The organism is [Brevibacterium] flavum (assembly GCF_019317305.1).
Lineage (GTDB): Bacteria > Actinomycetota > Actinomycetes > Mycobacteriales > Mycobacteriaceae > Corynebacterium > Corynebacterium glutamicum.
The window spans coordinates 1,454,914-1,479,992 of record NZ_CP079240.1; the positions used below are offsets into that span (position 1 = coordinate 1,454,914).

At 55.5% G+C, this 25,079-nt stretch carries 26 protein-coding genes; 14 read left to right on the plus strand and 12 right to left on the minus strand.

Features of this window, described 5'->3' with window-relative positions:
* The first annotated feature begins 9 nt into the window (after positions 1 to 9).
* Complete coding sequence (locus KW808_RS07075; RefSeq protein ID WP_170844364.1) at positions 10 to 471, plus strand: hypothetical protein; 462 nt, start codon at positions 10 to 12, stop codon at positions 469 to 471.
* Between the two features lie 212 nt (positions 472 to 683).
* Here KW808_RS07075 and malP read toward each other — a convergent pair whose 3' ends face one another.
* The 5 genes from malP to KW808_RS07100 all read right to left on the minus strand — a co-directional run bounded on the left by malP (position 684) and on the right by KW808_RS07100 (position 6,279).
* Entirely contained in the window at positions 684 to 3,071 is a 2,388-nt protein-coding gene (malP, locus tag KW808_RS07080) for a maltodextrin phosphorylase MalP (protein ID WP_040072693.1), read from the minus strand.
* A gap of 195 nt (positions 3,072 to 3,266) precedes the next feature.
* Positions 3,267 to 3,425 (minus strand): DUF8730 family Cys-rich protein, encoded by a 159-nt coding sequence (locus KW808_RS07085; RefSeq protein WP_003861489.1) that lies wholly within the window; start codon positions 3,423 to 3,425, stop codon positions 3,267 to 3,269.
* A 57-nt stretch (positions 3,426 to 3,482) separates the two neighbouring features.
* On the minus strand, positions 3,483 to 4,892 hold the full coding sequence (locus tag KW808_RS07090) for an MBL fold metallo-hydrolase (protein WP_003861492.1): 1,410 nt from the start codon (positions 4,890 to 4,892) through the stop codon (positions 3,483 to 3,485).
* Between the two features lie 269 nt (positions 4,893 to 5,161).
* The gene (locus tag KW808_RS07095) at positions 5,162 to 5,752 is read right to left on the minus strand and encodes a sulfite exporter TauE/SafE family protein (RefSeq protein ID WP_230622930.1); all 591 of its coding nucleotides are present in this window, start codon (positions 5,750 to 5,752) and stop codon (positions 5,162 to 5,164) included.
* 47 nt (positions 5,753 to 5,799) lie between these two features.
* Positions 5,800 to 6,279 carry a hypothetical protein gene (locus KW808_RS07100; protein WP_003861494.1) on the minus strand — a complete coding sequence of 160 codons (480 nt, stop codon included), beginning with the start codon at positions 6,277 to 6,279 and terminating at the stop codon, positions 5,800 to 5,802.
* A 60-nt stretch (positions 6,280 to 6,339) separates the two neighbouring features.
* Between KW808_RS07100 and KW808_RS07105 the strand changes: the two genes are divergently transcribed.
* Complete coding sequence (locus KW808_RS07105) at positions 6,340 to 6,906, plus strand: HD domain-containing protein (protein WP_003861495.1); 567 nt, start codon at positions 6,340 to 6,342, stop codon at positions 6,904 to 6,906.
* Here KW808_RS07105 and ltbR read toward each other — a convergent pair.
* A complete protein-coding gene (ltbR, locus tag KW808_RS07110) occupies positions 6,889 to 7,596 on the minus strand; it encodes a transcriptional repressor LtbR (protein WP_003861499.1) in 708 nt (235 codons plus the stop codon). The two genes, KW808_RS07105 and ltbR, sit on opposite strands and share 18 nt — an antisense overlap.
* Before the next feature lie 253 nt (positions 7,597 to 7,849).
* On the opposite strand from ltbR, the gene leuC reads away from it, so the two are divergent.
* Complete coding sequence (leuC, locus tag KW808_RS07115) at positions 7,850 to 9,295, plus strand: 3-isopropylmalate dehydratase large subunit (protein ID WP_003861501.1); 1,446 nt, start codon at positions 7,850 to 7,852, stop codon at positions 9,293 to 9,295.
* A 17-nt stretch (positions 9,296 to 9,312) separates the two neighbouring features.
* The gene (leuD, locus tag KW808_RS07120) at positions 9,313 to 9,906 is read left to right on the plus strand and encodes a 3-isopropylmalate dehydratase small subunit (RefSeq protein WP_003861502.1); all 594 of its coding nucleotides are present in this window, start codon (positions 9,313 to 9,315) and stop codon (positions 9,904 to 9,906) included.
* A gap of 348 nt (positions 9,907 to 10,254) precedes the next feature.
* Here leuD and KW808_RS07125 read toward each other — a convergent pair whose 3' ends face one another.
* Entirely contained in the window at positions 10,255 to 11,265 is a 1,011-nt protein-coding gene (locus KW808_RS07125; RefSeq protein WP_003861504.1) for an NUDIX hydrolase, read from the minus strand.
* Positions 11,266 to 11,542: 277 nt separating this feature from the next.
* On the opposite strand from KW808_RS07125, the gene KW808_RS07130 reads away from it, so the two are divergent.
* Both KW808_RS07130 and KW808_RS07135 read left to right on the plus strand, forming a co-directional pair.
* Complete coding sequence (locus KW808_RS07130; protein ID WP_003858849.1) at positions 11,543 to 12,541, plus strand: NAD(P)H-dependent glycerol-3-phosphate dehydrogenase; 999 nt, start codon at positions 11,543 to 11,545, stop codon at positions 12,539 to 12,541.
* 24 nt (positions 12,542 to 12,565) lie between these two features.
* Positions 12,566 to 13,648 (plus strand): D-alanine--D-alanine ligase family protein, encoded by a 1,083-nt coding sequence (locus tag KW808_RS07135; RefSeq protein WP_003861506.1) that lies wholly within the window; start codon positions 12,566 to 12,568, stop codon positions 13,646 to 13,648.
* A gap of 56 nt (positions 13,649 to 13,704) precedes the next feature.
* Here KW808_RS07135 and KW808_RS07140 read toward each other — a convergent pair whose 3' ends face one another.
* Positions 13,705 to 14,685, minus strand: a complete 981-nt coding sequence (locus tag KW808_RS07140) for a DUF3515 domain-containing protein (RefSeq protein ID WP_003861507.1) — start codon at positions 14,683 to 14,685, stop codon at positions 13,705 to 13,707.
* Positions 14,686 to 14,752: 67 nt separating this feature from the next.
* Between KW808_RS07140 and KW808_RS07145 the strand changes: the two genes are divergently transcribed.
* The 8 genes from KW808_RS07145 to KW808_RS07180 all read left to right on the plus strand — a co-directional run bounded on the left by KW808_RS07145 (position 14,753) and on the right by KW808_RS07180 (position 21,951).
* Positions 14,753 to 15,742 (plus strand): thiamine-phosphate kinase, encoded by a 990-nt coding sequence (locus KW808_RS07145; RefSeq protein ID WP_003861508.1) that lies wholly within the window; start codon positions 14,753 to 14,755, stop codon positions 15,740 to 15,742.
* Positions 15,742 to 16,491: a uracil-DNA glycosylase gene (locus KW808_RS07150; protein WP_034983708.1), complete on the plus strand. Its 750-nt coding sequence runs from the start codon at positions 15,742 to 15,744 to the stop codon at positions 16,489 to 16,491. Before KW808_RS07145 ends, KW808_RS07150 begins: the two co-directional genes overlap by 1 nt.
* 11 nt (positions 16,492 to 16,502) lie before the next feature.
* Complete coding sequence (locus tag KW808_RS07155; RefSeq protein ID WP_003861510.1) at positions 16,503 to 18,206, plus strand: DAK2 domain-containing protein; 1,704 nt, start codon at positions 16,503 to 16,505, stop codon at positions 18,204 to 18,206.
* A gap of 4 nt (positions 18,207 to 18,210) precedes the next feature.
* Positions 18,211 to 20,334, plus strand: coding sequence for an ATP-dependent DNA helicase RecG (locus tag KW808_RS07160; protein ID WP_003861511.1), 2,124 nt, complete (start codon positions 18,211 to 18,213; stop codon positions 20,332 to 20,334).
* Between the two features lie 19 nt (positions 20,335 to 20,353).
* A complete protein-coding gene (locus KW808_RS07165; protein ID WP_003858832.1) occupies positions 20,354 to 20,569 on the plus strand; it encodes an acyl-CoA carboxylase biotin carboxyl carrier protein subunit in 216 nt (71 codons plus the stop codon).
* Positions 20,569 to 21,153: a 16S rRNA (guanine(966)-N(2))-methyltransferase RsmD gene (rsmD, locus tag KW808_RS07170; protein WP_003861513.1), complete on the plus strand. Its 585-nt coding sequence runs from the start codon at positions 20,569 to 20,571 to the stop codon at positions 21,151 to 21,153. The genes KW808_RS07165 and rsmD overlap by 1 nt, the downstream gene beginning before the upstream one ends.
* Positions 21,154 to 21,156: 3 nt before the next feature.
* Positions 21,157 to 21,639 carry a pantetheine-phosphate adenylyltransferase gene (gene coaD, locus KW808_RS07175; protein WP_003858828.1) on the plus strand — a complete coding sequence of 161 codons (483 nt, stop codon included), beginning with the start codon at positions 21,157 to 21,159 and terminating at the stop codon, positions 21,637 to 21,639.
* A gap of 72 nt (positions 21,640 to 21,711) precedes the next feature.
* Positions 21,712 to 21,951, plus strand: a complete 240-nt coding sequence (locus KW808_RS07180) for a hypothetical protein (protein WP_499652944.1) — start codon at positions 21,712 to 21,714, stop codon at positions 21,949 to 21,951.
* Positions 21,952 to 22,051: 100 nt separating this feature from the next.
* Here the strand turns inward: KW808_RS07180 and KW808_RS07185 are convergent, their stop codons facing one another.
* The 4 genes from KW808_RS07185 to KW808_RS07200 all read right to left on the minus strand — a co-directional run bounded on the left by KW808_RS07185 (position 22,052) and on the right by KW808_RS07200 (position 25,077).
* Positions 22,052 to 23,050, minus strand: a complete 999-nt coding sequence (locus tag KW808_RS07185) for an IS3 family transposase (protein WP_499651907.1) — start codon at positions 23,048 to 23,050, stop codon at positions 22,052 to 22,054.
* Positions 23,017 to 23,232: a hypothetical protein gene (locus KW808_RS07190; RefSeq protein WP_499651905.1), complete on the minus strand. Its 216-nt coding sequence runs from the start codon at positions 23,230 to 23,232 to the stop codon at positions 23,017 to 23,019. The genes KW808_RS07185 and KW808_RS07190 overlap by 34 nt, the downstream gene beginning before the upstream one ends.
* 2 nt (positions 23,233 to 23,234) lie before the next feature.
* Complete coding sequence (locus tag KW808_RS07195; protein WP_034983451.1) at positions 23,235 to 24,044, minus strand: hypothetical protein; 810 nt, start codon at positions 24,042 to 24,044, stop codon at positions 23,235 to 23,237.
* Between the two features lie 268 nt (positions 24,045 to 24,312).
* Positions 24,313 to 25,077: an amino acid ABC transporter ATP-binding protein gene (locus tag KW808_RS07200; protein WP_003858826.1), complete on the minus strand. Its 765-nt coding sequence runs from the start codon at positions 25,075 to 25,077 to the stop codon at positions 24,313 to 24,315.
* Positions 25,078 to 25,079 lie beyond the last annotated feature (2 nt).

Genomic DNA, 25,079 nt, shown 5'->3' on the forward strand with positions numbered 1-25,079 from the left:
GAGATTCCCATGGGGAATATTTCTGCTAAGCCTCCATTGCCCAATAGCTGCGGACATCATTTACCAGGACACGAACCCTTCTACCTACAAGTAAAGGTTTTGCGCGAAAGGGCGACATGGGAGCCAGTTACTAACCTGCGTATGGATGGCCAGTTCGTCGAGTTTGATGCTGGTGGGGAACATATTCGCGGTTGGAATCATGATCCGGCTCGGATGGAATGGTTTGTAAAAAATGGTGGTCCGGCTGAATGGAGTGGATCTAGTCCAACCAGTCGTCTCATGCGTTTTGAGTCCAAAAATGGGCATTACATGGTCAGTATTGGTCCGAAGTACGACCGCAATGGTTGTTATGGCAATCTTTCCCTGGGGATAGTGCCAACAAGCCCGGGCCTGGATTTTCACGAAGGATTTAAACAGGCTTTAGAGGCTTTCAAGTATGTTCAGCGGGAATATGGCACTGAACAGGATTAGGTAGAAATAACCGCGCGGTTTGATCAGGCGCCTCCCGCGCGGGAAAACTATTTTTCAGGGGCACGAAGCGCGCTTTTCCACGAACCCCTTGCCATTGTGGGAAATAAGAATGCCGATCAGCACTCGTCGAAAAGCCCTCTTTTAAACCCCTTAACCCCAAAAAACGGCTAACCCAAAAGGGTTAGCCGTTTGTTAGAAGCGGAGGTTAAAACCTACTTCTTAACAGCAGGAGTTGGCTTGAGCTTCCAGATCTCGGTGGCATAATCGCGGATGGTGCGGTCGGAGGAGAAGCGGCCGGACTCGCAAATGTTGATCCAGGCCATGCGCGCCCAACCCAGGGGATCGGAGGCGTAGTCGGTGGCCATGCGGTCGCGGGCTTCGCGGTAGTCTGCGAAATCGCCAAGCACGTAGTAGGTGTCGCTGGCGTCTTTTCCATAACCGTGGATCAAGGAATGCTTGAGGTCATAGAACAAGCCACTGTTGTTGTCGTTGAGGGTGCCGTTATCCAGGGCGTCCAATGCGCGCTTGAGGCCAGGGACGGTCTCATAGAGCTCATATGGCTGGTAGCTTTCGCGCAGGGCTGGCAATTCTTCCACGCGAGCACCGAAGATATAGGCGTTTTCCTCGCCCACAGAATCCACGATCTCTACGTTGGCGCCGTCCATGGTGCCCAGGGTGAGGGCGCCGTTCATCATGAACTTCATGTTGGAGGTACCGCTGGCTTCCTTGCCGGCGGTGGAAATCTGCTCGGAGACATCAGAAGCAGGCAAGATGTGCTCAGCAGGGGAGACGTTGTAGTTCTCTACAAAGACCACCTTGAGCAGCGGGGAGACCTCAGGATCGTTGTTTACCAAGTCAGCAATAGAGTTGATGAGCTTGATAATCGCCTTGGCGCGAACATAACCCGGTGCGGCCTTTGCACCAAAGATGACAGTGCGTGCTGGGATGTCGGTGAGGCCATCTTCCTTAATGCGGAAGTAAAGGTCCAGAACGTAGAGCGCGTTCATGAGCTGGCGCTTGTACTCGTGGAGGCGCTTAATCTGCACGTCAAAGATGGATTCTGGATCAATCTCAATGCCCTGGCGCTCGAGGATCCACTCGGCGAAGTCTTGCTTATTAGCAGCCTTGATAGCGCGGAGTTCTTCAAGCACGGACTTATCGTCGGCATAGGAGCGCAGCTTCTTCAGCTCATCCAGATCGGTTACCCAATCATCGGAACCGGAGAGGCGAGTGAGCAGGTCAGACAGGCCTGGGTTGATCATGCGCAGCCAGCGGCGAGGGGTAACACCGTTAGTCTTGTTGTTGAACTTCTCTGGCCACAGTGCGTACCAGTCAGCCAAGGTTTCGGCCTTGATGATCTCGGTGTGCAGCGCTGCCACGCCATTGATGGAATATGCTGCGTAACAGGCAATCCATGCCATATGAACAGTGCCGTGCTGGATTGGAGCCATGCGGTTGATGGTCTCTTCATCCAGTCCATCGGCTGCGCGCTCCAAACGGAAGCGACGATCGATCTCTGCGATGATTTCCCACACACGCCAGAACAGCTGCTGGAAGATCTGCTGATCCCACTGCTCAAGAGCTTCGGTGAGCACGGTGTGGTTGGTGTATGCGAAGGTCTTGGATACGATTGCCCAGGATTCTTCCCAGCTCATGTCATGCTCGTCTATGAGCAGACGCATAAGCTCAGGGATAGCCAACACTGGGTGAGTGTCATTGAGCTGCACGGAGTGGAATTCGGCAAAGTTGCTGAGGTCCTTGTGGTGCGCCAGGTGGCCCTGAATCATGGCCTGCAGGGAAGCAGAGGTGAAGAAGTACTGCTGGCGAACGCGCAGCTTCTTGCCCTCGTAGGTGGTGTCATTAGGGTAGAGCACACGGCAGATATCGGAAACGCGCTCGCGCTCGATGATGGCGTCGGTAAAGCGCTGTGAGTTGAAGGCATCGTAATCGAATTCTTCCCACGGCTCCGCCTTCCACAGGCGCAGAGTTCCCACGTTGTGAGTGCCATAGCCGGTGATCGGCATGTCATAAGGAATAGCGCGGGTTTTCATATCGTCAAAGCACACAACCAACTGGTTGGATGCACGACGAATGGTAAAAGGATATTCCTCTTCGCGCCATGGGTCTGGCTTTTCTACCTGGAAGCCCTCGTTAAAGGACTGACGGAAAAGACCGAAGCGGTAGAGCAGACCATAACCAGTAACGGGGTAGTCCTGGGTAACAGCAGAATCGAGGAAGCAAGCGGCGAGGCGGCCCAAGCCACCATTGCCCAGTGCTGCGTCATTTTCGATTTCCAGGATGTCGGTGAGCTCATGGCCCAGCTCACGGGTAGCAGCTGCAGCCTCATCAACCAGACCTAAGTTGGTCAGGTTGTTCAGCAGTGCACGGCCCATGAGGAATTCAGCGGAGAAATAATGTTGCTGGCGAGCAGCACCATAAGCTTCGCGGGTGCGCTCCCAATCATCGGCAATGCGCTCCTGGACTGCACGGGAAAGACCAGTCCAGAACTTGCGATCAGTAGCGAGGTCCGCGGGGGTGCCAGCAGCGGCACGAACATGGCTGCCGACGAGGTCGGCGGGGAGTGGCTGTTTTTCAGTCATAGCAGATAAGTCTAAAGGAAAATGTCCGAAAATGTAGCCCAATCGGGCATAACTGGGACTATTAAATTCGATAATTGCTTCCGATTGCTAAAAACACTGCGCTTTTCGACGAAAAACTCTTGCCTGCGGCGGTGGGTTTGCGTCGAAAAGCAAAAAACGGCCAACCCCCGGAAGGATTGGCCATATCTGGCATGCTTAGCCGAAAAGCTTGGAAAGGAAGCCCTTGGAAGGCTCTGCCTCGTGGCCCTGGCAACGCTGGGAGCTCGGAACATTTTTCATAACCTGATCAACGTGCTGGCCGCAGCCTGCCCAGGTGGTCTTTCCGCACTTCTTACAAGTAACTGCGCGACACATAATGTGGCCTCTCTTAAAAGGGGTGATTGTTTAGTTGATACAGCGCCGGATCTAAAACTAGACGGCAGTCTGCAAGTTTTTAGGATTGGCAGCTGATTTTTCCCACGCGGCGTAGCTGCCCTCGAGCTCGATAACGGTGAATCCGGCGCGTCGCAAAGCATTGGCTACCACGGTATTTCGCGCTCCTGATTGGCAGAAGGTTACCAAAGTGCCACCCGCAGGCAGCTCATTGAGGCGCCACATGGCCGAACCTCCAGAAAGCTGCTGCGCGCCGGGAATGCTGCCAGCGGCAAATTCGGACTTTGCACGGATATCAATCAGTGCGTCATAGGTGGTCTCAGCTAGCTCAGCGGGGGAGATGAGTTCTGGCACAAAGGTAGGCAATCCATCGATACTGTTGGTGAAATAACGCACAGTGTCGATGCCAACCCGCAGCAAAGCGTCGCGGAAATCCGCAGCGGTATTGGCGTCCGGAGCCAAAACAATAAGGTCCTGAGCATCCTTTTGAGGATCAATAACCCACGCCGCAAAATTGGACGCCTTGGCGCCGCGCGGAATATTCAATGCCCCAACAACGGTTCCGAGATGGACTTGGTTTTGCTCGCGGGTGTCCACAAATACTGCTTCAGAACCAAGCTTTTCGACGACTTCCTCGGCTTCTAGCTTCACAAGCGGGGATAATGTACCAAGTACTGCAGGTCCCTGCTTGTTCTGCTTTTTCATGCGAGCAAAGTAAGCGTGGGCATCTGGCTGGCCGTCGAGAAGCTCTTCCACAAAGCCGGCTTCATCATCACTGCGCAGATATGGAGCCCACCAGGCATTAGCCTTTTCATATCCCACGGTGGTGCTAGGGATCGCGCCCAATGCCTTGCCACAAGGGCTGCCAGCACCATGACCTGGATAAACCTGAATGTGGTCGGGGAGTGTAAGGAACTGCTCTTTTAGGCTATGGAAGAGTTGCTGTGCTCCGGCGAAGCGGGTGTCCACACCGCCAGCTGCCTCATCAAGTAAATCTGGACGTCCCACGTCACCTACGAAGACGAAGTCACCGCTGAGCATAAAACCGGGATCCTTTGAGACCGCACCATCAGTGATCAAAAATGACAGGTGCTCTGGAGTGTGTCCGGGAGTGTGCTTGGCTGTGATGGTGATATTTCCCAGCTTGATGGTGGAATTGTGCATCAAGGTGGTGCCTGTAAAGCCATATTGCCAATCAGCTCCGCCTTCGCCAGAGAGGAAAATCTCGGCGCCGGTGGCAGCTGCAAGTTCGCGAGTACCGGAGAGATAATCGGCATGAATATGGGTTTCGGTTACGGCGCTAATGACCATGTTGTTTTTTGCTGCAAGGTCCAGATAGGTCTGGATATCTCGGCGAGCATCAACAACAATCGCTTTGCCTTCGCGTTGGCAGCCAATGAAATAGCTGGCTTGGGCGAGGCCTTCTTCGTAGATGCGTTCAAAAAGCATGTGACACCTTAGATCAAAGTTGATGGGATACCCTTGGGGGTATATGTAGAGCCTAAAACATCGAGCTTTAATCTGTCAAGATACCCTGGGGGGTATATGTTGAAGTTTTAAAAAAGGTCCGGGAAATTCTGAAATCCCATATAGATCGAAATGAAGATCAAGAAGCCAGCAAAACCTAGTTGCAGTGATGATACTTTGACCTTTTTGGCTAGTTTTACGCCACTAAAAGCGCCCAATACGGTGGTGATGATAATTGGCGAGATCACTGATCAGTCAATACTTGCCAAATCGGAATATCTAAATCCCATGGCAATAGCGCTGTTAACGGCGATCACCACTAGGGAAGTGGCGCTAGCCTGCCGCATGGAAAAACCGAGCGCAAAAATCAAGGCTGGCACAATGGCAAAACCGCCACCCACACCAAAAAATCCCGTCAAAAATCCCACGCCGGTGGCACTAAGGGCAATGGCAAGGATGCTTGGCCTTCTGGTTATGTATTCTCGGGTGCTTCTTAATTTAGAAATCATGGTCAACGCCACCACGAGCGTGAGGATGGCAAAGCCGCTCAGGAGTAGGGAATCGGGGATATTGCTAGCAAGGTGACTGCCCACAAATGAGCCGACCAACCCTAAAAGGCCAAAGCTTAGACCCTCTTTAAGGCGGACGTGCCCGGCAGCGTATTGACTGATCAGGCCAATGAGGGCGCCTAGTCCGACGATGATTAATGAAGCTGCAGTAGCTTGCGTGGCGCTAAAAGAAAATCCATAAATAAGCAGCGGAATGGCAAGGATGGCACCGCCACCACCGAGCATGCCAAGAAGTAGGCCTATTATTAGGCCGCCAAGAAGGGCTAGAATCACCTGGCTAACAATACCCTGGGGGGTATTATGAAACCAAGCTCACGTTCCTAGTAAAAATAAACGCTGGCGTTAGTGTTGCTACGGCATGCACTTACTTTCGCACTCTCATTAGTGCAGCTCATCTGATATTCCTGGCCAGTGACGGGGCTGGTGACATTAATGTCCATCGGTAAAAAGTCGCGGATATCTTCAGTGGTGGCATTTACTCCGGTTACTAATTTTTGATGCACCGCGCCGACAAACTCGCAGCTGGTATCCGTCCCTGCGAGCCAGGTAGTGGTGCCGTATCCATCGCCACAAATGCATACTGTGGCTCGCGAAACTTCCAGGTCTACAGAATCGCCCAGCTGTGCATCTGGGGGAACTGGGTTCGGGGCGGATGTAGTGACCGTTGTGGTGAGCATGGTCGTGGCGGTTGTGGTGATTGTTATTGGTGACTGAATGGGATCGGATTCCTGGCTGCATCCACTTAAAGTTGCAAGCATAGAAACTGTGAGGATTAAGGCTCTAGACTGGAATTTCAACATCTATTCCTCCTGCGATTTGCATGGGATATATATTAAAAATTCTAGCCGAAAGTTTCCTGCGTGAATACACTTTCCCCGCGCCTTCGTAAAGCTATGAATACTGCCGCGTGGGCACACCGCCACCACGTGCGCAAAGGCGGTGGAATTCCCTATGTCAGCCATCTTTATTCAGTGATGTACTTGCTGGCCAGCGTCACTAATGATGAAGATGTACTCATCGCCGGGCTGCTCCACGACACCCTCGAAGACGTACCCGAGGAATACAATTCTGCCCAACTTGAAGCTGATTTTGGTCCGCGGGTGCGCGGGTTGGTGGAAGAGCTCACCAAACAGCCCTTAAAAAGCTGGAAAGCGCGTGCCGACGCTTACCTCCTGCACCTCAGCGCAGGTGCCAGCTTAGAGGCTGTCTTAATCTCCACCGCAGATAAACTGCATAATCTCATGTCCATCTTGGATGACCTTGAAATACACGGTGAAGATTTATGGCAACGCTTTAACGCTAGCAAAGAGCAGCAAATCTGGTGGTATAGCGAGGTTTATCAGATATCTCTCCAGCGCTTAGGGTTCAATGAGTTGAATAAACAACTGGGGTGGTGCGTCGAAAAGCTCTTAAAGCAAAGCGCCTAGGCGCTCGGCGGCGTCGATAAGCTCGGTGCCCCACATGGCGGCGGGGTGGGGTTTGAGGCGCTCGGCCACGCCGGAGATGGACAGTGCTGCGATCATGGATCCGTTGGAATCAAAAACAGGGGAGGAGAGGCTAGCAAGGCCGAGTTCGCGCTCGCCCACGGACTCCGCTAAGCCGGTGGCGCGCACCTGGTCAAGCTCCTCGCGGGAAAAGACGCTGGCAGAGGGGATGGGGAGGTAGGCGGCAAAAACGCGCGCTGCTGACCCTGCATTTAAAGGCATGCGAGTGCCCACGGGAACCACGTTTTTTAGCCCGGAGCTGGGCTCTTGGCTGGCCACACACGTGCGGGTGGTGCCGGTGAGGCGATAAAGCTGAACGGATTCGCCGGTGCGCTCCATAAGGTCGGCCATAATTGGTACGGCCGTATCGATGAGGGTGTCAGCGCCGCGTGCACCCAATGAGGCAAGCCGTGCGCCGATGGTCCATCTATTATCGCGGGAGCGTGCCAACATGCCGTGTACCTCAAGCGCTGAGGCGAGGCGGTGGGCTGTAGCCCTGGGCAGATCGGTGGCAGCTGCGAGCTCTGCCAACGATCGAGGCTGTTCTGCGATGACATTGAGGATTAATACAGTGCGGTCTAAAACCTTAATACCGCTCTCGGTGGAGTCCTCGATAATTTCTTGCTGTCCCATTCTTTGAATCTTACATTTCATAGAGTGAGACGCTTGCAGGTTGGGGTTTAAACGTTGTGGATATCGATTCCCTGCAGGGGAGCTGTATAAAGTGTGAGGTAAATCTAAAACGCAGGACGTGACATTTTTGGCGCGTTTTAGGTTATACTGTCTCAGACAACGAAACTCTTGTCCCACATTGTGAGATTTGCTTGCTAGAATGTGGGCTAGAAATTCCTGAAAATTTTTACGCACTGTAAGGACGGTGAGTTCCATGACCAGCCCCGTGGAGAACAGCACCTCAACTGAGAAGCTGACCCTGGCAGAGAAGGTGTGGCGCGACCATGTCGTGTCCAAGGGAGAAAACGGCGAGCCCGACCTCCTCTACATCGACCTGCAGCTGCTGCATGAAGTGACCTCACCACAGGCATTCGACGGCCTGCGCATGACTGGCCGCAAACTGCGCCACCCAGAACTGCACCTGGCCACCGAAGACCACAACGTGCCAACCGAAGGCATCAAGACTGGCTCACTGCTGGAAATCAACGACCAGATTTCCCGCCTGCAGGTATCCACCCTGCGCGACAACTGTGAAGAGTTCGGTGTTCGCCTGCACCCAATGGGTGATGTCCGCCAGGGCATCGTGCACACCGTTGGCCCACAGCTGGGCGCAACTCAGCCGGGCATGACCATTGTGTGCGGTGACTCCCACACCTCTACTCACGGCGCGTTTGGCTCCATGGCATTCGGTATCGGTACCTCTGAGGTTGAGCACGTCATGGCCACTCAGACCCTGCCATTGAAGCCTTTCAAGACCATGGCCATTGAAGTTACTGGCGAACTGCAGCCAGGTGTTTCCTCCAAGGACCTGATCCTGGCGATCATTGCCAAGATCGGCACCGGTGGTGGACAAGGCTACGTTCTGGAATACCGCGGCGAAGCAATCCGCAAGATGTCCATGGATGCACGCATGACCATGTGCAACATGTCCATCGAAGCTGGCGCACGTGCCGGCATGATCGCCCCAGACCAAACCACCTTCGACTACGTTGAAGGCCGCGAAATGGCACCAAAGGGCGCCGACTGGGACGAAGCAGTTGCTTACTGGAAGACCCTGCCAACCGACGAAGGCGCAACCTTTGACAAGGTCGTAGAAATCGATGGCTCCGCACTGACCCCATTCATCACCTGGGGCACCAACCCAGGCCAAGGTCTGCCACTGAGCGAAACCGTGCCAAACCCAGAAGACTTCACCAACGACAACGACAAGGCAGCAGCCGAAAAGGCACTGCAGTACATGGACCTGGTACCAGGAACCCCACTGCGCGACATCAAGATCGACACCGTCTTCCTGGGATCCTGCACCAACGCCCGCATCGAAGACCTGCAGATCGCCGCTGACATCCTCAAGGGCCACAAAATCGCCGACGGCATGCGCATGATGGTCGTGCCTTCCTCCACCTGGATCAAGCAAGAGGCCGAAGCACTCGGACTGGACAAAATCTTCACCGACGCTGGCGCTGAATGGCGTACCGCAGGCTGCTCCATGTGCCTGGGCATGAACCCAGACCAACTGAAGCCAGGCGAGCGCTCTGCATCCACCTCCAACCGAAACTTCGAAGGACGCCAAGGACCAGGAGGCCGCACCCACCTGGTATCCCCAGCAGTCGCAGCCGCCACCGCAATCCGCGGCACCCTGTCCTCACCTGCAGATATCTAAGGAAGGCTAGAAAAAGAATGGAAAAATTTACCACCCACACCGGCGTTGGCGTTCCACTGCAGCGATCCAACGTGGACACCGACCAGATCATCCCCGCCGTCTACCTCAAGCGCGTCACCCGCACAGGCTTCGAAGACGGACTGTTTTCCAACTGGCGCCAAAACGACCCCAACTTTGTCCTCAACACCGACACCTACAAGAACGGCTCCGTTCTCGTAGCAGGCCCTGACTTTGGCACCGGCTCCTCCCGCGAGCACGCCGTCTGGGCACTCATGGACTACGGCTTCCGCGCTGTCTTCTCCTCACGATTCGCCGACATCTTCCGCGGCAACTCCGGAAAAGCTGGCATGCTCGCCGGCATCATGGAACAGTCCGACATCGAACTTCTGTGGAAGCTCATGGAACAAACCCCGGGCCTCGAACTGACCGTGAACCTGGAAAAGCAGATCGTCACTGCAGGCGACGTAGTGATCAGCTTCGAAGTTGACCCTTACATTCGCTGGCGTTTGATGGAAGGCCTCGACGACGCTGGCCTGACCCTGCGCAAGCTCGATGAAATTGAAGACTACGAGGCTAAGCGCCCTGCGTTTAAGCCACGCACTAACGCTTAAGTTTCAGTCTGATAGCGAAAGCACCCCGCAACCTTCATTGTCGCGGGGTGCATTTGTGCGTCTTGGTGGGCGAGTGGAGTGGGCATGTCTGGAATAGACCAAGAGGCCCTGGATTCCCTTAAGGTCTTGGTCTTTTTCGTACGTTTTGAGGCCTGGGAAGTGCATATCCAGACCAAGGGACCCCGGCAAGCCAAGACCCTTGGTTTAATATGACGTTCCGCCCCGAGCAAGCCGAAACCATTACCTAGAACGCATGAAAAGTGCCCCTCTAGGATGGGTTCTAAGCCCCTAACAGGCTCAAACCCAAGCCCATGCCCGCTCGCCAAACCGGAGGCCTTAAACGCGCTCCTATTTAACCGGCAGGGAACTCGCCAGGTAATCAGCGCCGGTGAACACACCGTCGTGAAAGCTCAACACCCACACGCTGCCCTTTTTCGCCTTGATCTTCTCATCGATAGGGAGGGTGCCGTTCTCGGAGAACCATTTGATCATTTCCGGAATGATGTCGCCCTGCCCAACGATCATCGGCACGCCACCTTGTGCAACCACGTCGGTGAAGCGCTTCTTGCAGGCCTCGGGATCGGTTTCCCAGGCGTCGTCGCCGAACAGTCGGTTGACGGACACGTCGAGGCCGAGCTCATCGGCAAGGGGGAGCGCGGTGGCTTGGCAGCGATCGGGCACCGCCGAGTAAATTGCGGTGGGTTTGAAGGGCAACAACATGGGTACGAGCATTTCTGCTTGTCGACGCCCCTTTTTGTCCAATGGGCGCTTATTGTCGTCGCCACCCCAGGTTTGGCGACCATGTGCATGAGCATGGCGAACATACAGCACCCGAGTGGTGGAAGGAGTGCGAAAACGCTTTGCTGCCTTGGCCAGAACTTCGGTATCTACTTGGTAGCTGAGCAACTCGCATGCTTCATCAACAGACAGCCAACGGATTTCATCAACTTCATCGTTGGGGACAAACTCTCCACCAAGAACCTGGGCAGTCCAGTAGTAGACCACTTTGGTTCGGTCGAGCACAGGGTAAGTAACCTTGCCGATCAGCTTGCCCAGACGGATGTCGTAGCCAGTTTCTTCAAGGATTTCACGGGCCGCGGTGGTCGGAATAGACTCGCCGGGATCGACTTTGCCCTTGGCCAGGGACCAGTCATCATAGTGCGGGCGGTGGATGACAGCGACCTCGATGCTGTCCAGGTTGGTGATGTCGCCGCGCCACAGTACTGCACCTGCTGCAAGAGTTGGGCGGGTGAATTCCTCAGTGGGACGCGCCGGGATCTGTTGCAGGCGACCGTTGATCAGCATGGCTGAATCTTGGTCTTTGTCCACCTCATGAGGCTTATTGTTCTTATTTGCCATTGGGTGCGATTCACCTTTCGCGTTGTGGTGCACACAGTTCTTGGTAGAAACCAGATTAAAAACGCGCACATAAGTGAATGAAAAACTACTTCTATCTATTGTTCACCAGCGACCCGCTCATTGCACATTCTGGACTCGGCGTGTGGCGACATTTTTGGATGATTCCTGGCAAATTCTGGGCAGCAGCGGCAGGTTTCCAGGAGGTTTCCATGCGGGTGGCTTGGGACATAGGCTAACCTGAGACGGTTAAATATCGTTTTCGAAAGGTGGGTTTCGCGTGGTTTCTGTAAGCGTGATGGGTGCAGGTTCCTGGGGAACCACGTTGGCCAAGGTCTTCTCTGATGCTGGCAACGCTGTGACGTTGTGGGCGAGGCGGGAAGAGTTGGCAAGCACCATCCGTGACAGCCATGAAAACCGTGATTATCTTCCGGGGATTACGTTGCCGGAGTCGCTGCAGGTCACATCATCGGCAACGGAGGCTTTAGAGGGCGCAGCCATTGTGGTGTTGGCGATTCCTTCGCAGGCGTTGCGTGGCAATTTGGCGGAGTGGAAAGAGACGATCCCGCAGGATGCGACCTTGGTGTCCTTGGCTAAAGGTATTGAAAAGGGCACGCACCTGCGGATGAGTGAAGTGATCGCGGAGGTGACGGAAGCGGATCCTTCACGCATCGCGGTGTTGTCGGGGCCAAACCTTGCTCGTGAGATCGCGGAGGGGCAGCCTGCAGCTACGGTGATTGCTTGCCCTGATGAAAACCGAGCGAAACTTGTGCAGGCTGCAGTGGCTGCGCCGTATTTCCGCCCGTACACCAACACTGATGTGGTGGGCACCGAAATCGGTGGTGCGTGTAAGAACGTCATCGCGCTGGCCTGTGGTATTTCCCACGGTTACGGCCTGGGTGAGAACACCAATGCATCGTTGATTACTCGTGGCCTTGCAGAGATCGCACGCCTCGGTGCCACATTGGGTGCGGATGCGAAGACTTTTTCTGGCCTTGCGGGAATGGGCGACTTGGTGGCTACGTGTTCATCACCGCTGTCGCGTAACCGCAGCTTCGGTGAGCGTTTGGGTCAGGGTGAATCCCTGGAGAAGGCTCGCGAGGCAACCAATGGTCAGGTTGCGGAGGGTGTTATTTCCTCGCAGTCGATTTTTGATCTTGCCACCAAGCTTGGCGTGGAGATGCCAATCACCCAGGCTGTCTACGGTGTGTGCCACCGGGATATGAAAGTAACTGACATGATTGTGGCTCTCATGGGCAGGTCTAAGAAGGCTGAGTAGTCTTAGGTTGTAAGCTTCAATGCTGTGAGCAACTCTAATTCCGGAAAAGTCCGCGTCGCAGTCGTTTATGGTGGTCGCAGTTCTGAGCACTCCGTCTCCTGCGTCTCCGCTGGTGCCATCATGGCCCATCTTGATCCTGAGAAGTACGATGTGATCCCCGTCGGCATTACTGTCGACGGTGCGTGGGTTGTTGGTGAAACCGATCCGCAGAAGCTAACTCTCATCGATCGCACTATGCCTGAGGTGGAGCATCGTGAAGAAGTTCGCCCAAGCCTGGATCCCGCACACCGTGGAGAGTTCCACTTTTCCGATGGCAGCCTGTATGCCACCGCTGATGTGATTTTCCCTGTGCTGCATGGTCGTTTTGGTGAAGACGGTACTGTGCAGGGTCTGTTTGCACTGTCTGATATTCCGGTCGTTGGCCCAGGTGTGCTGGCCTCTGCTGCGGGAATGGACAAGGAATACACTAAGAAGCTCATGGCAGCGGAAGGCCTGCCCGTTGGCCGTGAGGTGATTCTACGTGATCGTACCGAGCTGACCGAGGCAGAAAAGAACCTGCTGGGCCTGCCTGTATTTGTGAAGCCTGCGCGTGGTGGCTCATCGATTGGTATCTCTCGTGTTACTGCGTGGGAGGATTTTAATAAGGCTGTGGGGCTTGCTCGTGCCCATGATGAGAAGGTCATTGTGGAATCAGAGATCGTTGGCTCTGAGGTGGAGTGTGGCGTGCTGCAGTATCCAGACGGTCGTATCGTGGCGTCTGTTCCTGCGTTGCTGTCTGGCACCGAATCAGGCGCTGGTGGATTCTATGACTTTGATACCAAGTACTTGGACAACGTTGTTACTGCAGAGATCCCAGCACCGCTTGATGAGAAGACCACGGAACTGATCCAGTCTTTGGCTGTGGAATCTTTCCAGGCTCTTGCGTGTGAAGGCCTTGCCCGCGTGGACTTCTTTGTTACCGCCAATGGTCCTGTGCTCAATGAGATCAACACCATGCCAGGATTTACCCCCATTTCCATGTACCCACAGATGTTCACAGCATCAGGCGTGGCCTATGAGGAATTGTTGGATGTGTTGGTGCAGCAGGCGTTGCACCGCGATAATTAACCTCAAATAAAAAATAGCCCCACCTCAAAACTCAAGGTGGGGCTATTTTTTATGTCTTATTCCGCAGGAACCGTGTCTTCAATGAAACCGGAGATAGTAATCAGGGAAGAGGAAGCAGCCTGAGGCAGAGACACGGCGATGTCGATCTCGCGTCCAAGGGCATACCAGGTAGACGAGGTGGTACCGGAGGCCAAAATGGTGTCCTCGAACCACGGGATGTCATCGATCTGCTGCAACATGGCACCGGCTGCGTAGTTCTCAGAAGGCTCCACGCCACAACGAATCACGATGGGCTCTAATCCCGGCGCGTCCCATGCGACTGCGTCGTCGGAGTATCCGGCGGCCTGCATGCGGTCCTCCTCGATGCGTTCGTACGTTGTGCCGTCGTCGCCGCCGACTTCGAGTTGGCGGGGGAGGGCGTCGAAAAGCGAAGTGCATGTGGTGCCGGCTGAGCTCAAGCCGGTAAGTGGGGCGTCGAAGGGCTGGCCGTCGCGCTTTTCTAGCTTGTCGACGGCGCTGCTGAAGGGGGTGACGGGGTTGTCGGCGCTGTCGGTGCTGATGTCATCGGCGGTGATGGCGACGACGGGGAAGCGGTTGACGGAGTACCAGGTTTCCAGGGAGGAGCCGGGGGTCATGTCGGAGACAGGTAGCCAGGTGGTGCCGTCGACGTCGACAGTGTTGGCGAGCGCGGTGTACTGGAATGGCATATCGACGCCACAACGCAGCGTCACACGCTCGAGGTCTGAGGTGGACCAGGCGGCAGCGCCCGGTGGAACAGGATCCATGATTTCTGCACGGGTGTGCCCGAAGGCCTCGCCGGGGAGATCCTCGAGTAATGCGGCGCACTCAGCAGATTCTGCGTCTGGGGCGGGAAGCCCACTCATGGCTATCTGTTGCTGGCCGGCGGGGCCAAGGAGGACTCGGGCGCCGAACAGCACCGCGAAAACCAACACAATAGATAACACTAGGGCAATAATCATGGGGGTTTTGTTAATTCCCCCGTTGGCTGGGCGACCAGCACTGTTCACGGCACTCATGTGTCCTGAGCCTACCTGTGGGGCGATAGACTAGAAAAATACTGACACTTGAACCAAGGAGTTGACTTTGGCGCACTCACTTTCATTCCCGGATTCGCTTCGCGACGGGCCAACCGTTGGAGACCTTGGGGAATTTGAAGTGATTCGGGTGATCACGGAGCAAGCTGGATCATCTCTCAACGGCGATGACGCAGCTGTGCTTCGGCATGCATCACCCAATTCCAGGGCTGTTGTCACCACCGACATGTTGGTTGCGGGTAGGCATTTCCAATTGGATTGGTCCACCCCGGAACAAATAGGGCAGAAGGCGATTGTGCAGAACTTTGCTGATATTGAGGCGATGGGTGCACGTCCAGTAGCCGCATTGTTGGCGATTTCCGCCCCCACACACACCCCCGTGGAGTTTGTCCGAGGCTTAGCCCGTGGCATGAATCAACGCTTGGAGGAGTACTCCGCAGAACTTGTTGGCGGAGACATCACTAGTGGGGACTCCTTGGTTATTTCTGTTACCGCGATTGGTCAACTGGGTGGATCCTTGCCAGAGCTGACGTTGGGACGTGCCCGACCAGGACAGACCCTGGTGGCCCACGGAAAGATTGGTTACTCTGCAGCGGGACTTGCTCTACTGCAGCACTTTGGTCCAGACAACGTTCCAGAGCACCTTCGCCCCTTGGTGGATGCACACTGCGCACCAGTTCTCACCCCAGGCCGAGGCATGGTGGCACGCGCTGCTGGAGCGACCGCCATGACTGATAACTCGGACGGGCTGATTGTGGATCTTAACCAAATGGCCATGAAGTCTGGTGTGCGCATCGATGTGGATTCCTCTAGCATCAGCCCCGATGAACTCCTTAGCGAAGCCGCTTCCGTACTCGGAACAGACGCCTGGCGATGGATCTTAAGCGGCGGGGAAGACCACACCCTGCTCTCTACGACGTTTGGCGATGCCCCCTCTGGATTCCGCACCATCGGCCACGTCACTAAAACACGCCACGAAGACCTCGTCACCGTAGATAAGAAAACCCCCGCATTTTCCGATGGATGGAGAAGCTTCTAATGACCAACACCCTATGGAATTCAGTAGACGAACTCCCCATCCACGACTCCTGGAAACCAGTACTCAAACCAGTCGAAGACACCATCCGAAAACTCGGTGCATTCCTCGCGGAAGAAGAATTCCTTCCACCAGTAGATGACGTATTCAGAGCATTTAGCTACCCCTTTGACGCAGTAAAAGTACTTATCATGGGACAAGACCCATATCCCACCCCAGGACATGCCATGGGACTGAGCTTTTCCACCCAACCAGACGTACGACCACTGCCACGGAGCCTGAACAATATCTTCAAAGAGCTGGTGAGTGATGTCGGCTCTTTAGGCGATTCGGCGTCAGAGCAGGGGGCCTTGGACTTAGGTATTAACGCGCCGGGCTCTGTTGCTGGCACACAAGTTGCCTTGCCCGCGGACGGCGACCTCCGTGCATGGAGCAACCAGGGCGTCGCATTGTTCAACCGCGTACTCACCGTCCACCCAGGGCAGGCCGGAAGCCACAAGGGTAAAGGCTGGGAAGCGGTAACCGAACAGGCGATTAAAGCCTTGGCGGAGCGGGATCAACCCTTGGTGGCAATCCTGTGGGGTAAACAAGCCCAAGAGGTACAGAAATTCCTTGGAGATACGCCGTGTATCTGCTCAGTGCACCCATCACCGCTGTCGGCGTCGAGAGGCTTTTTTGGCTCTAAGCCTTTTAGTCGTGCAAACGAAATCTTAAGCAGCCTCGGTGCCACCGAGATCGATTGGTCGCTGTAAGGTATCTGATTATGTCCAGTTCCGAAAGCTCGAGTTCCGAAGGCTCGCAGCCAGCACCGTCTGTACAGCCTGAACACCGTGCTGATTCAACGGGGGCTCCTGCGGCAGCTTCCAAGGAAGCTTCCCAACAAATGGACGCTGCCGGAGTTCTTGAGTGGGCCAGGACCGCTGTCGAGCAGCTTTCTGAACGTCGTGCAGAGATCAATGCACTGAATGTCTTTCCTGTTCCAGATGCAGACACTGGATCAAACATGACCTACACCATGACAGCTGCGTTGGATGAAGCGCTGAAACTGGGGGAGTCGGGTGATGTCGCAAGGATTACTGAGGCTTTGGCTGTTGGTTCTGTGCGTGGAGCCCGAGGAAACTCTGGAGTAGTCCTTAGTCAGGTCCTTCGCGCTATTGCTCAGGCAGCTGCTGACGGGGTTATTGATGGCCACACAATCCAAGAAGCGCTATCCATTGCTCGCTCCCTAGTTGATCGCGCAATTACAGATCCTGTGGAGGGCACTGTTGTCACTGTGTTGCGTTCTGCAGCTATTGAGGCCGAGCATCTTGTGGAGGCAGGACACACCGCTTTGCCCGATGTTGTCAACGCAGCAGTGAAAGCAGCACGCACCGCGCTTGCCAGGACGCCATCCCAACTAGCTGTTCTCCGAGAAGCCGGAGTTGTTGATGCCGGGGGACAAGGCCTAGTTATTCTCCTGGAGTCCCTTGCCGAACAAATCAACGGAAACCCACCTCACCATCCATCGAACCACAGTGAACCAGCCGAAGAACCCTCCTTCCACGGCAAAACCGGCGACCTAGAAGTGATGTTTTACATTGCATGCGACTCCGCCCAAACACTCGATGCTCTCCACAACGAACTTGAAACACTAGGCGACAGCCTGCTCATCGCCCGAGAAACCGATACCCGCGGCACCGTTCACATCCATTCGCGCCGGGCAGGCGAGGTCATCCAAAAAGCATTTGCAGCAGGAGACGTCAGCGAACTCCGCCTTGAAATCCTCCCCGATACTCCCGGCAGCTTCACGGAAGAACCACGCCGGGTCCTCATGGCTGTTGCACCCGATGGCCTGGTGGCAGAGCTGTACCGCAGCGCAGGTGTCAAAGTGGTAGCCCGCAACATCGCGCAATCCAAGTCTGATGATGTGGTGGCAAAGATCGTTTCCATCGCGCGCAAGTCTGGTGCCGATGAGGTGATCTTGCTGCCCAATGGCCTGCTGACTAAGCGTGAGCTGGTTTCCATTGAGCGTTCCAGCCATGCTTTTGAGCAAAGTGTGGTTATTTTGCCTACTGCCACGTTGGTTGCAGGTCTTGCAGCGGTGTCCGTTCATGAGCCAGCGCAACCCCTGGCGGTGGATTCCTATGCCATGGCAGAGGCCGCCGGCGCCATGCGCACGGCCACGATCCGCGCAGCCGCCAGCGCCGCGCTCACCCAGGCTGGCGCCTGCTCCAAGGGTGACCTGTTGAGCTTCATCGGCCCGGAGATAGCTCTGGTCTCCGAGGAGCTCAACGACGCGCTATCGCGCACCGCTTTAAGGCTTCTCGACGGCTCCAGCGAGCAAATTACCCTTCTCATTGCGCAAGACCGTCAGTCCGCCTTCGACGAAGGTGTTTTCCGCCGTGGCCTGGGAACTCACACGGATGTGGAGATCACGGTCTATCCTGCTACTGGAATGGAGAATCTGGTAGAGATCGGAGTGGAGTAGCCACATGTTGGGTTGGCATGACGAGCGTTTGCTCAAAGACATCCTTCCGGCAAAGGAAGCCACAGCGATTAAAAAGGCGCTGGGCTATACCACTGCGGAAGAGTTGCTCCGCCACCATGTGCGCAAATACTCCCACCACGGCTCTGGCGTGGGAATTGGTGATGCCACTGAGGGCGATCTTGTTACCATCGTGGGTCAGGTCGCCTTTGCCAAGCAGTCCTATACCCAGTCCGGCAAGATGCTGTACAAGGTTACAGTCTTGACTGAGACGGAACGCATCGGCATTTCCTTCTTCGGAGCCAAGCACATTCCGCGTCTTCTCCCAGAAGGCACTCGTGCGCTTTTTACCGGCAAGGTGAAGTTTTTTCGCAACGAACCTCAGCTATCTCATCCAGAGTTCATTGTGATCCCAGATCCTGGATCAGGCCGCCGACTCACCGCCACTGGCGGTATGAAATCTCTGGCTGCCTACGGCGATGTGGAAGAAGTGGCACTTCGTTTGGTGGATCGCGAATACATCCCGATCTATGCCGGCACCGCCACCATGACTACCTGGCGGATCATGGCTGCGGTGCAACGGGTACTGGAAACCATGCCGGTGATCAAAGAACCACTGAACGTGGTGCCCGAAGGCATGCCCAGTTTCGACGAGGCCATCCGCGGCATTCACGATCCAGGCCATGAATCTCCCAGCACTTTTATCAACCGTCTGAAATACAACGAAGCACTATCGCTGGCCACGGTGATGGCGATCCGGCGTGCCGATACCAAGAACCGCAAAGCACCACCCATGCCGCGCGCGCTTAAAGGCCATCAGCACATGCTCATTGATGCCCTCAACTTTCAGCTCACAGCGGGACAGAAGCAAGTGATCCGTGAGATCAGCGCGGACATTGAACAACGCGTTCCCATGTCTCGTCTGCTCCAAGGTGAGGTTGGTTCGGGTAAAACCATCGTGTCGTTGATAGCGATGCTGCAGGCAATTGATTCCGGTAGGCAGTGCGCCATGCTCGCCCCGACGGAAGTGTTGGCCACCCAGCATGCCCGCAGCCTGAGCAAAACTCTCGACGACGCAGGCCTTGATATCAACGTTGTGCTCTTGACAGGCTCGATGCCCACGGGAGCCAAGAAGGAGGCTCTGCTGGAAATCATCTCCGGTGACGCAGACATTGTGGTCGGCACCCATGCGCTGATCCAGGACACCGTGGAGTTCTTCGACCTTGGACTCGTGGTGGTCGATGAGCAGCACCGTTTCGGCGTGGAGCAGCGCGATCAGTTACGCACCAAAGGTAGGGAAGGTCTGACCCCTCATCTGCTGGTCATGACTGCGACCCCAATCCCGCGCACCATCGCCATGACGGTGTTCGGCGACTTGGCGGTGTCCACGTTGCGTGAGCTTCCAGGCGGGCGTCGGCCGATTCAAACCTCGGTGATTCCCGATCACAAACCTGGCTGGGTTAAACGCGGTTGGGAACGCATCGGTGAGGAAGTCCTCGCCGGACGCCAAGCCTATGTGGTGTGTCCCCGCATTGAGGGCGAAGGCGGCGTGCTGGAAATCCACGCATATCTTTCCGAACAGGTGTATCCAGGATTGAATGTTGGCATGCTGCACGGTCGCATGGACACGGATCTCAAAGATTCGGTCATGCAGGAATTCGCCCAAGGTGAGATCGATATTTTGGTCGCCACCACGGTCATTGAGGTCGGTATTGACGTTGCCAACGCCACCGTCATGCTCATCCGCGAGGCGGAACGCTTCGGCGTTTCCCAGATCCACCAGCTGCGCGGCCGTGTTGGCCGTGGACAGCACGATTCCCTCTGCCTGCTGCACACCACCTTCGACGAGGACTCCCCACAAGGCCAACGCCTCGCCGCAATTTCCACCACAACCGACGGTTTTCAACTCTCTGAACTTGATTTGCAGGTACGCCAAGAAGGCGACGTGTTGGGCACCCGCCAGTCCGGCAGCGACACCAAACTCCGTCACCTCTCGTTTATCAGCGACCAAAAAATCATCGAGCGTGCGCTTATCGACGCCACCGAGCTGGTTGCCGCCAGCCGTTCCAGGGCGCTTGAGCTGGTCAGCGACATCGCAATGATCAACCAGGAATACCTGGAAAAGAGCTGATATTGATAGGGTTTAAGTCATGAAGATCTACGCACCTTTTGCTGGAATCGTCCACTATTTTGTCGATGAAGGCGATCCCGTGGAAACCGGCATGCAACTCGGAACGGTAGAAACCATCAAACTCGAGGCACCAATCATGGCACCGGGACCTGGCATCGTAGCCAAGGTTTCTTTTGATGATTTCTCCGACGTCACCGGCGGCGATGAACTCCTCGAATTGGAGGCAAAGAACTAATGGGTCAAACCCGCATCATTTCCGGCGACGCACGCGGCCGCAAGATCGAAGTACCACCAGCAGGTACCCGCCCCACCTCTGACCGCGCACGCGAAGGTCTCTTCTCCTCACTGCAGGTCCGTTTCGGATTTGAGGGCCAGCGCGTCCTCGACATTTTTGCCGGCTCCGGCGCACTCGGATTGGAAGCTGCCTCCAGGGGTGCCGATGAGGTAGTTCTGGTCGAGTCGAATCCTAAGGCCGTAGAGGTAATTCGACGGAATGTGGACGTCGTCAAGCATCCTCGCGTAACCGTCGCAGAGATGAAAGCATCCACCTACCTTGCGTCCGCACCCGATAAGTTTTTCACGATGGTGCTCGCCGACCCGCCCTATGAGCTTGCCGACGACGCCGTCACCGAGATGCTCACCGCATTGACGCCTAAGCTTCTCGACGGCGCCGCCGTGGTCGTGGAACGCCACGTAGGCTCGCCAGAAACCGCATGGCCCGCCTGGCTGGTACCCACCACCCAGAAACTTAAAAAACGAACCTACGGCATAGCACGCATGGACATGGCCGTTTTCGACGAATCCCTGCTTCAGGAGTAACCAATGAAAGCCGTTTGCCCAGGATCATTCGACCCCATCACCCTCGGCCATCTCGACATCGTGACCCGCGCCGCCGCGCAATTTAGCGAAGTCACCATCTTGGTCACCGCCAACCCCAACAAAAACTCAGGACTGTTCACCGTCGCAGAACGCATGGATCTCATCCGCGAATCCACCGCACACCTCGACAACGTAAAAGTAGACACCTGGGCCTCACTGCTCGTGGATTACACCACCGAACATGGCATCGGCGCCCTAGTCAAAGGCCTGCGAAGCTCCCTCGATTACGAATACGAGCTTCCCATGGCACAGATGAACAGGCGACTCACCGGTGTAGACACCTTCTTCCTCCTCACCGACGAGAAATACGGCTACGTCAGCTCCACACTGTGCAAAGAAGTTGCCCGCTTCGGTGGCGATGTCTCCGGCCTCCTACCTGAGGTAGTGGCAAAAGCCGTGACAGAAAAATACAGCAACCAGCACTAGTTTCTTTTGCATCAAGCGTCTAGACTATGGAACCGACTTATCACAGACACGTGAAATAAGGAGGTGACAGCGATGGGTGTGGACCGACGGATGTGGAAAATGAGTCCTGAACGACTTCAGGAACATCTGCAACTGAAAAACCGCGCACGACAAATCCCGGACAAGAAGAAGCAACAAAACAAAAGGGCCTGCCGAGACAATTCTCGGCGGGCCTCCCGCAATTCTGGGGTATTTCCACGTGGTCGCTTGTTGCCTTCACCCTGTTGGGTGGGGCAGATTTCCGCAACCGTCAGAATTAGGCCAAATCCCTAAGTGACTGAGCGTCCCTTGGTCTGAAAATCGCGTTTACAGGCTGAAATCGCTCGCTGCCAGGGGTTTGTGAACCAGGGGGGCGATAAGAACACGTGCTAACTCAAGCACTTAACAGCGACGCTACACCACCAACCCTCTCCTGTACAGACCCATCATCACGCGCACCATTAAGACGCACCACACCAGCAACTTCCTGAACCACCGGCTGTCCCACATACCGCTGCGGGAACTGCCGGTAATGGGCATCCAACGCCTGCACACGCAACCGATGCACCGCCCTCCAACTACCATCAAACACCGACTGTGGAGTATGCCCAGCCACACCAGAATGCGGATGAACCGTGTTGTAATACACCACAAACTCCTCCACCCACACCCGGGCCTGATCCATCGATGCAAACACCTTCGGATAAAACGGCCGATACTTCAACGTATGAAACACCGACTCCACAAACGCATTATCATCACTCACCCGCGGCCGAATCAACGACAACGCCACACCATGATCCGCTAACAACCGCCGCACCCTCGTCGATGTCATCGCCGACCCATTATCCGAATGCACCGTCACCACACCCGGATTATCCGCTAACACCTGCGTTAACAACTCCACCGCGGTGGAGGTATTTTCCGTCGGCGCGACCTTCGCCCCAACAATCTTGCGGGAAAACAAATCAATCGCCAGATGCAACGCATAGGTCTTACCACGTACCAGCGACGGCAAGAACGTCACATCCCAACACACCACCTGACCAGGCTGTGTTGCTTCCAACCTCGGCTTAACCCGTGGCGTTGGTGATCGTTTCACCGGGGACAGGGCACTGACTCGGTCTTTGTGTAACAACTTGTGCTGCTTGGCAACACGCCACCATGTACGTAGTGATGCGCGGTAGATGCCTTTGTTAAACAACATGTTAAACACCCCACTAACGCTCAGTTGTGGGTACGCGGTGATCGCATCAACAATGAACTGGCGTTCGTGTTCTGCCAACGCTTGACGCACCGACGACACTGCTGGCTCCTTCCCCTGCCAAGGCTCTGGTGTGGGTTCCACACCAGGTGCTGCTAGTTCCACACCAGGTGCTGTTGGTGCTGGCACGGCCTGCAGGACAGGTTTCGGTGCAGGACAGGGACGCGCTTGTTGCGGTAATACGCCGTTGATTTCGACAGCTTGATCAGCCGTAATGCCTTGTTATGGCTCAGCCTGGCACAGGTGGTGAGATCTGTGATCAAGGTGTTTTCTTCCTTGAGTCCTTGATCAAAGGCGCGTTGCTCATCCACGTTTAGGTGGCGTCCTCCTCGTCTAAGCCCTCGCCAGGATTGGGCCTGGTCCCAATAGCTTTTCCCAAGATATCGATCACCATTTGATTCTGATGGTCTTTTTGCTTGTAGTGCGCGAGTTCTTTCTTCAGCGCTGCGATTTCTTTGAGGTACTCGTTTTCCATGATCGTGGCTCTTTCTAGTTGTTGGGCAATCATGTGGCGTAGTCGAACGATTTCGACCACGGTTCGGGTGGTCATCAACCCGATCTTGCGGGGTGAGATATCAGCGTCTAAGTCCCCGTCGGTCATAGCGGCGCACCAGGCCATGATGGTGTGCTTACGGAGTTGGTAAAACGTGAGGAATTGCTGGCCCTGACCGTGTGGTTGAGCTAAGTATCCTATGACCAGGTCACGTTTGTCATCAGCCGTTAGTGTGGTGACATCGTCGACTGGGGTGGTGCGTTCGATCCCGAAGCGGTGGGCATCATCAAAAGCATGGGGAAGCCGGCTGAAGGTGCTTATTGCTGCTAGCCAGGTTCGAACGGTGCAGTGGCCGATGTTGTTGGCTGTGAGGAAGGGCTGGCGGTAGCCGTGCGGCAGGGTGGTGTAGATCCGCATGAACTCGAGTCGTGTTTGTGGCTCGTAGTAGCGTCGCCCGTTGGCGGAGATTCGATCTGGTGGGAAGATCGGCCACTCGATGCTGTGTGGGTCCGGCGCCGGTGGTAGCTGGGGTGCTGTGGGGGCAGGGGCCGGGGGCTGTGGGATCTGGGGTAAGGCTTCGGGACTGATCAGATCCAGGTAGTCCTGAAGGACTGAGAAGGGGATGGACATGATGAACTCCTTGCTAAGGATGGTGGTTCACCACTGACCTGACACTGAGAGAAATACTGCAGATCGAGACCAAAACCTCGTCGGCAGTAAGCTCCCTTGGTCTCGATGGGACGGTTAATGGATTCAAAAACCCGTCCAGTGTGAGTTCGAGTCTCACCAGGGGCGCCAGTATCAGTGGGATGCCTTCATTTCCGAGTTCTTGGGTTATCTTGAACGCAAAAACCTGTGAGCCGATAATGACTCGCAGGTTTTTTAAGACCCGAAAAGGTTAGAGCAGAGAAGACAGGAAGTCTTTGGTGCGCTGTTCCTTCGGATTGTCCAGAACTTGTTCAGGGGTTCCGGCTTCAACGACAACTCCATCGGCCATGAAGACGACCTGGTCGGCGACTTCGTGGGCGAAGCCCATTTCGTGGGTCACAACAAGCATGGTCATGCCGTCGTCGGCGAGCTGTTTCATCACTCGCAGGACTTCACCGACGAGTTCAGGGTCCAAAGCGCTGGTGGGTTCGTCGAAAAGCATGAGCTTTGGCTCCATGGCGACGGCGCGGGCAATCGCTACGCGCTGCTGCTGACCACCCGACAGCTGGACGGGGTAGGCGTCCGCCTTGTGGGCGAGGCCGACCTGTTCGAGCAGTTCCATGGCACGTGCGCGGGCCTTGCTTTCGGGCTGCTTCTTCACGTGGATGGGAGCTTCGATGATGTTCTCGATCACCGTGCGGTGGGGGAAGAGGTTGAAGTTCTGGAACACCATGCCGATATCGGAGCGCTGCTTGGCGGCGTCCTTCTCAGAGATTTCGTACAGCACGCCATCGCGCTCGCGGTAGCCAATGAGATCGCCATCGACATACAAGCGACCCGCGTTGACCTTTTCCAGGTGGTTAACGCAGCGCAGCATGGTGGATTTACCGGAACCAGAAGGACCGATCAAGCAGGTGACGGTACCTTTAGGAACCTGCAAGTCAATGCCCTTGAGCACTTCCAAGCGTCCGTAGTTTTTGCAGACCTGCTGAGCATCAATCATCAGTTGCGACATTT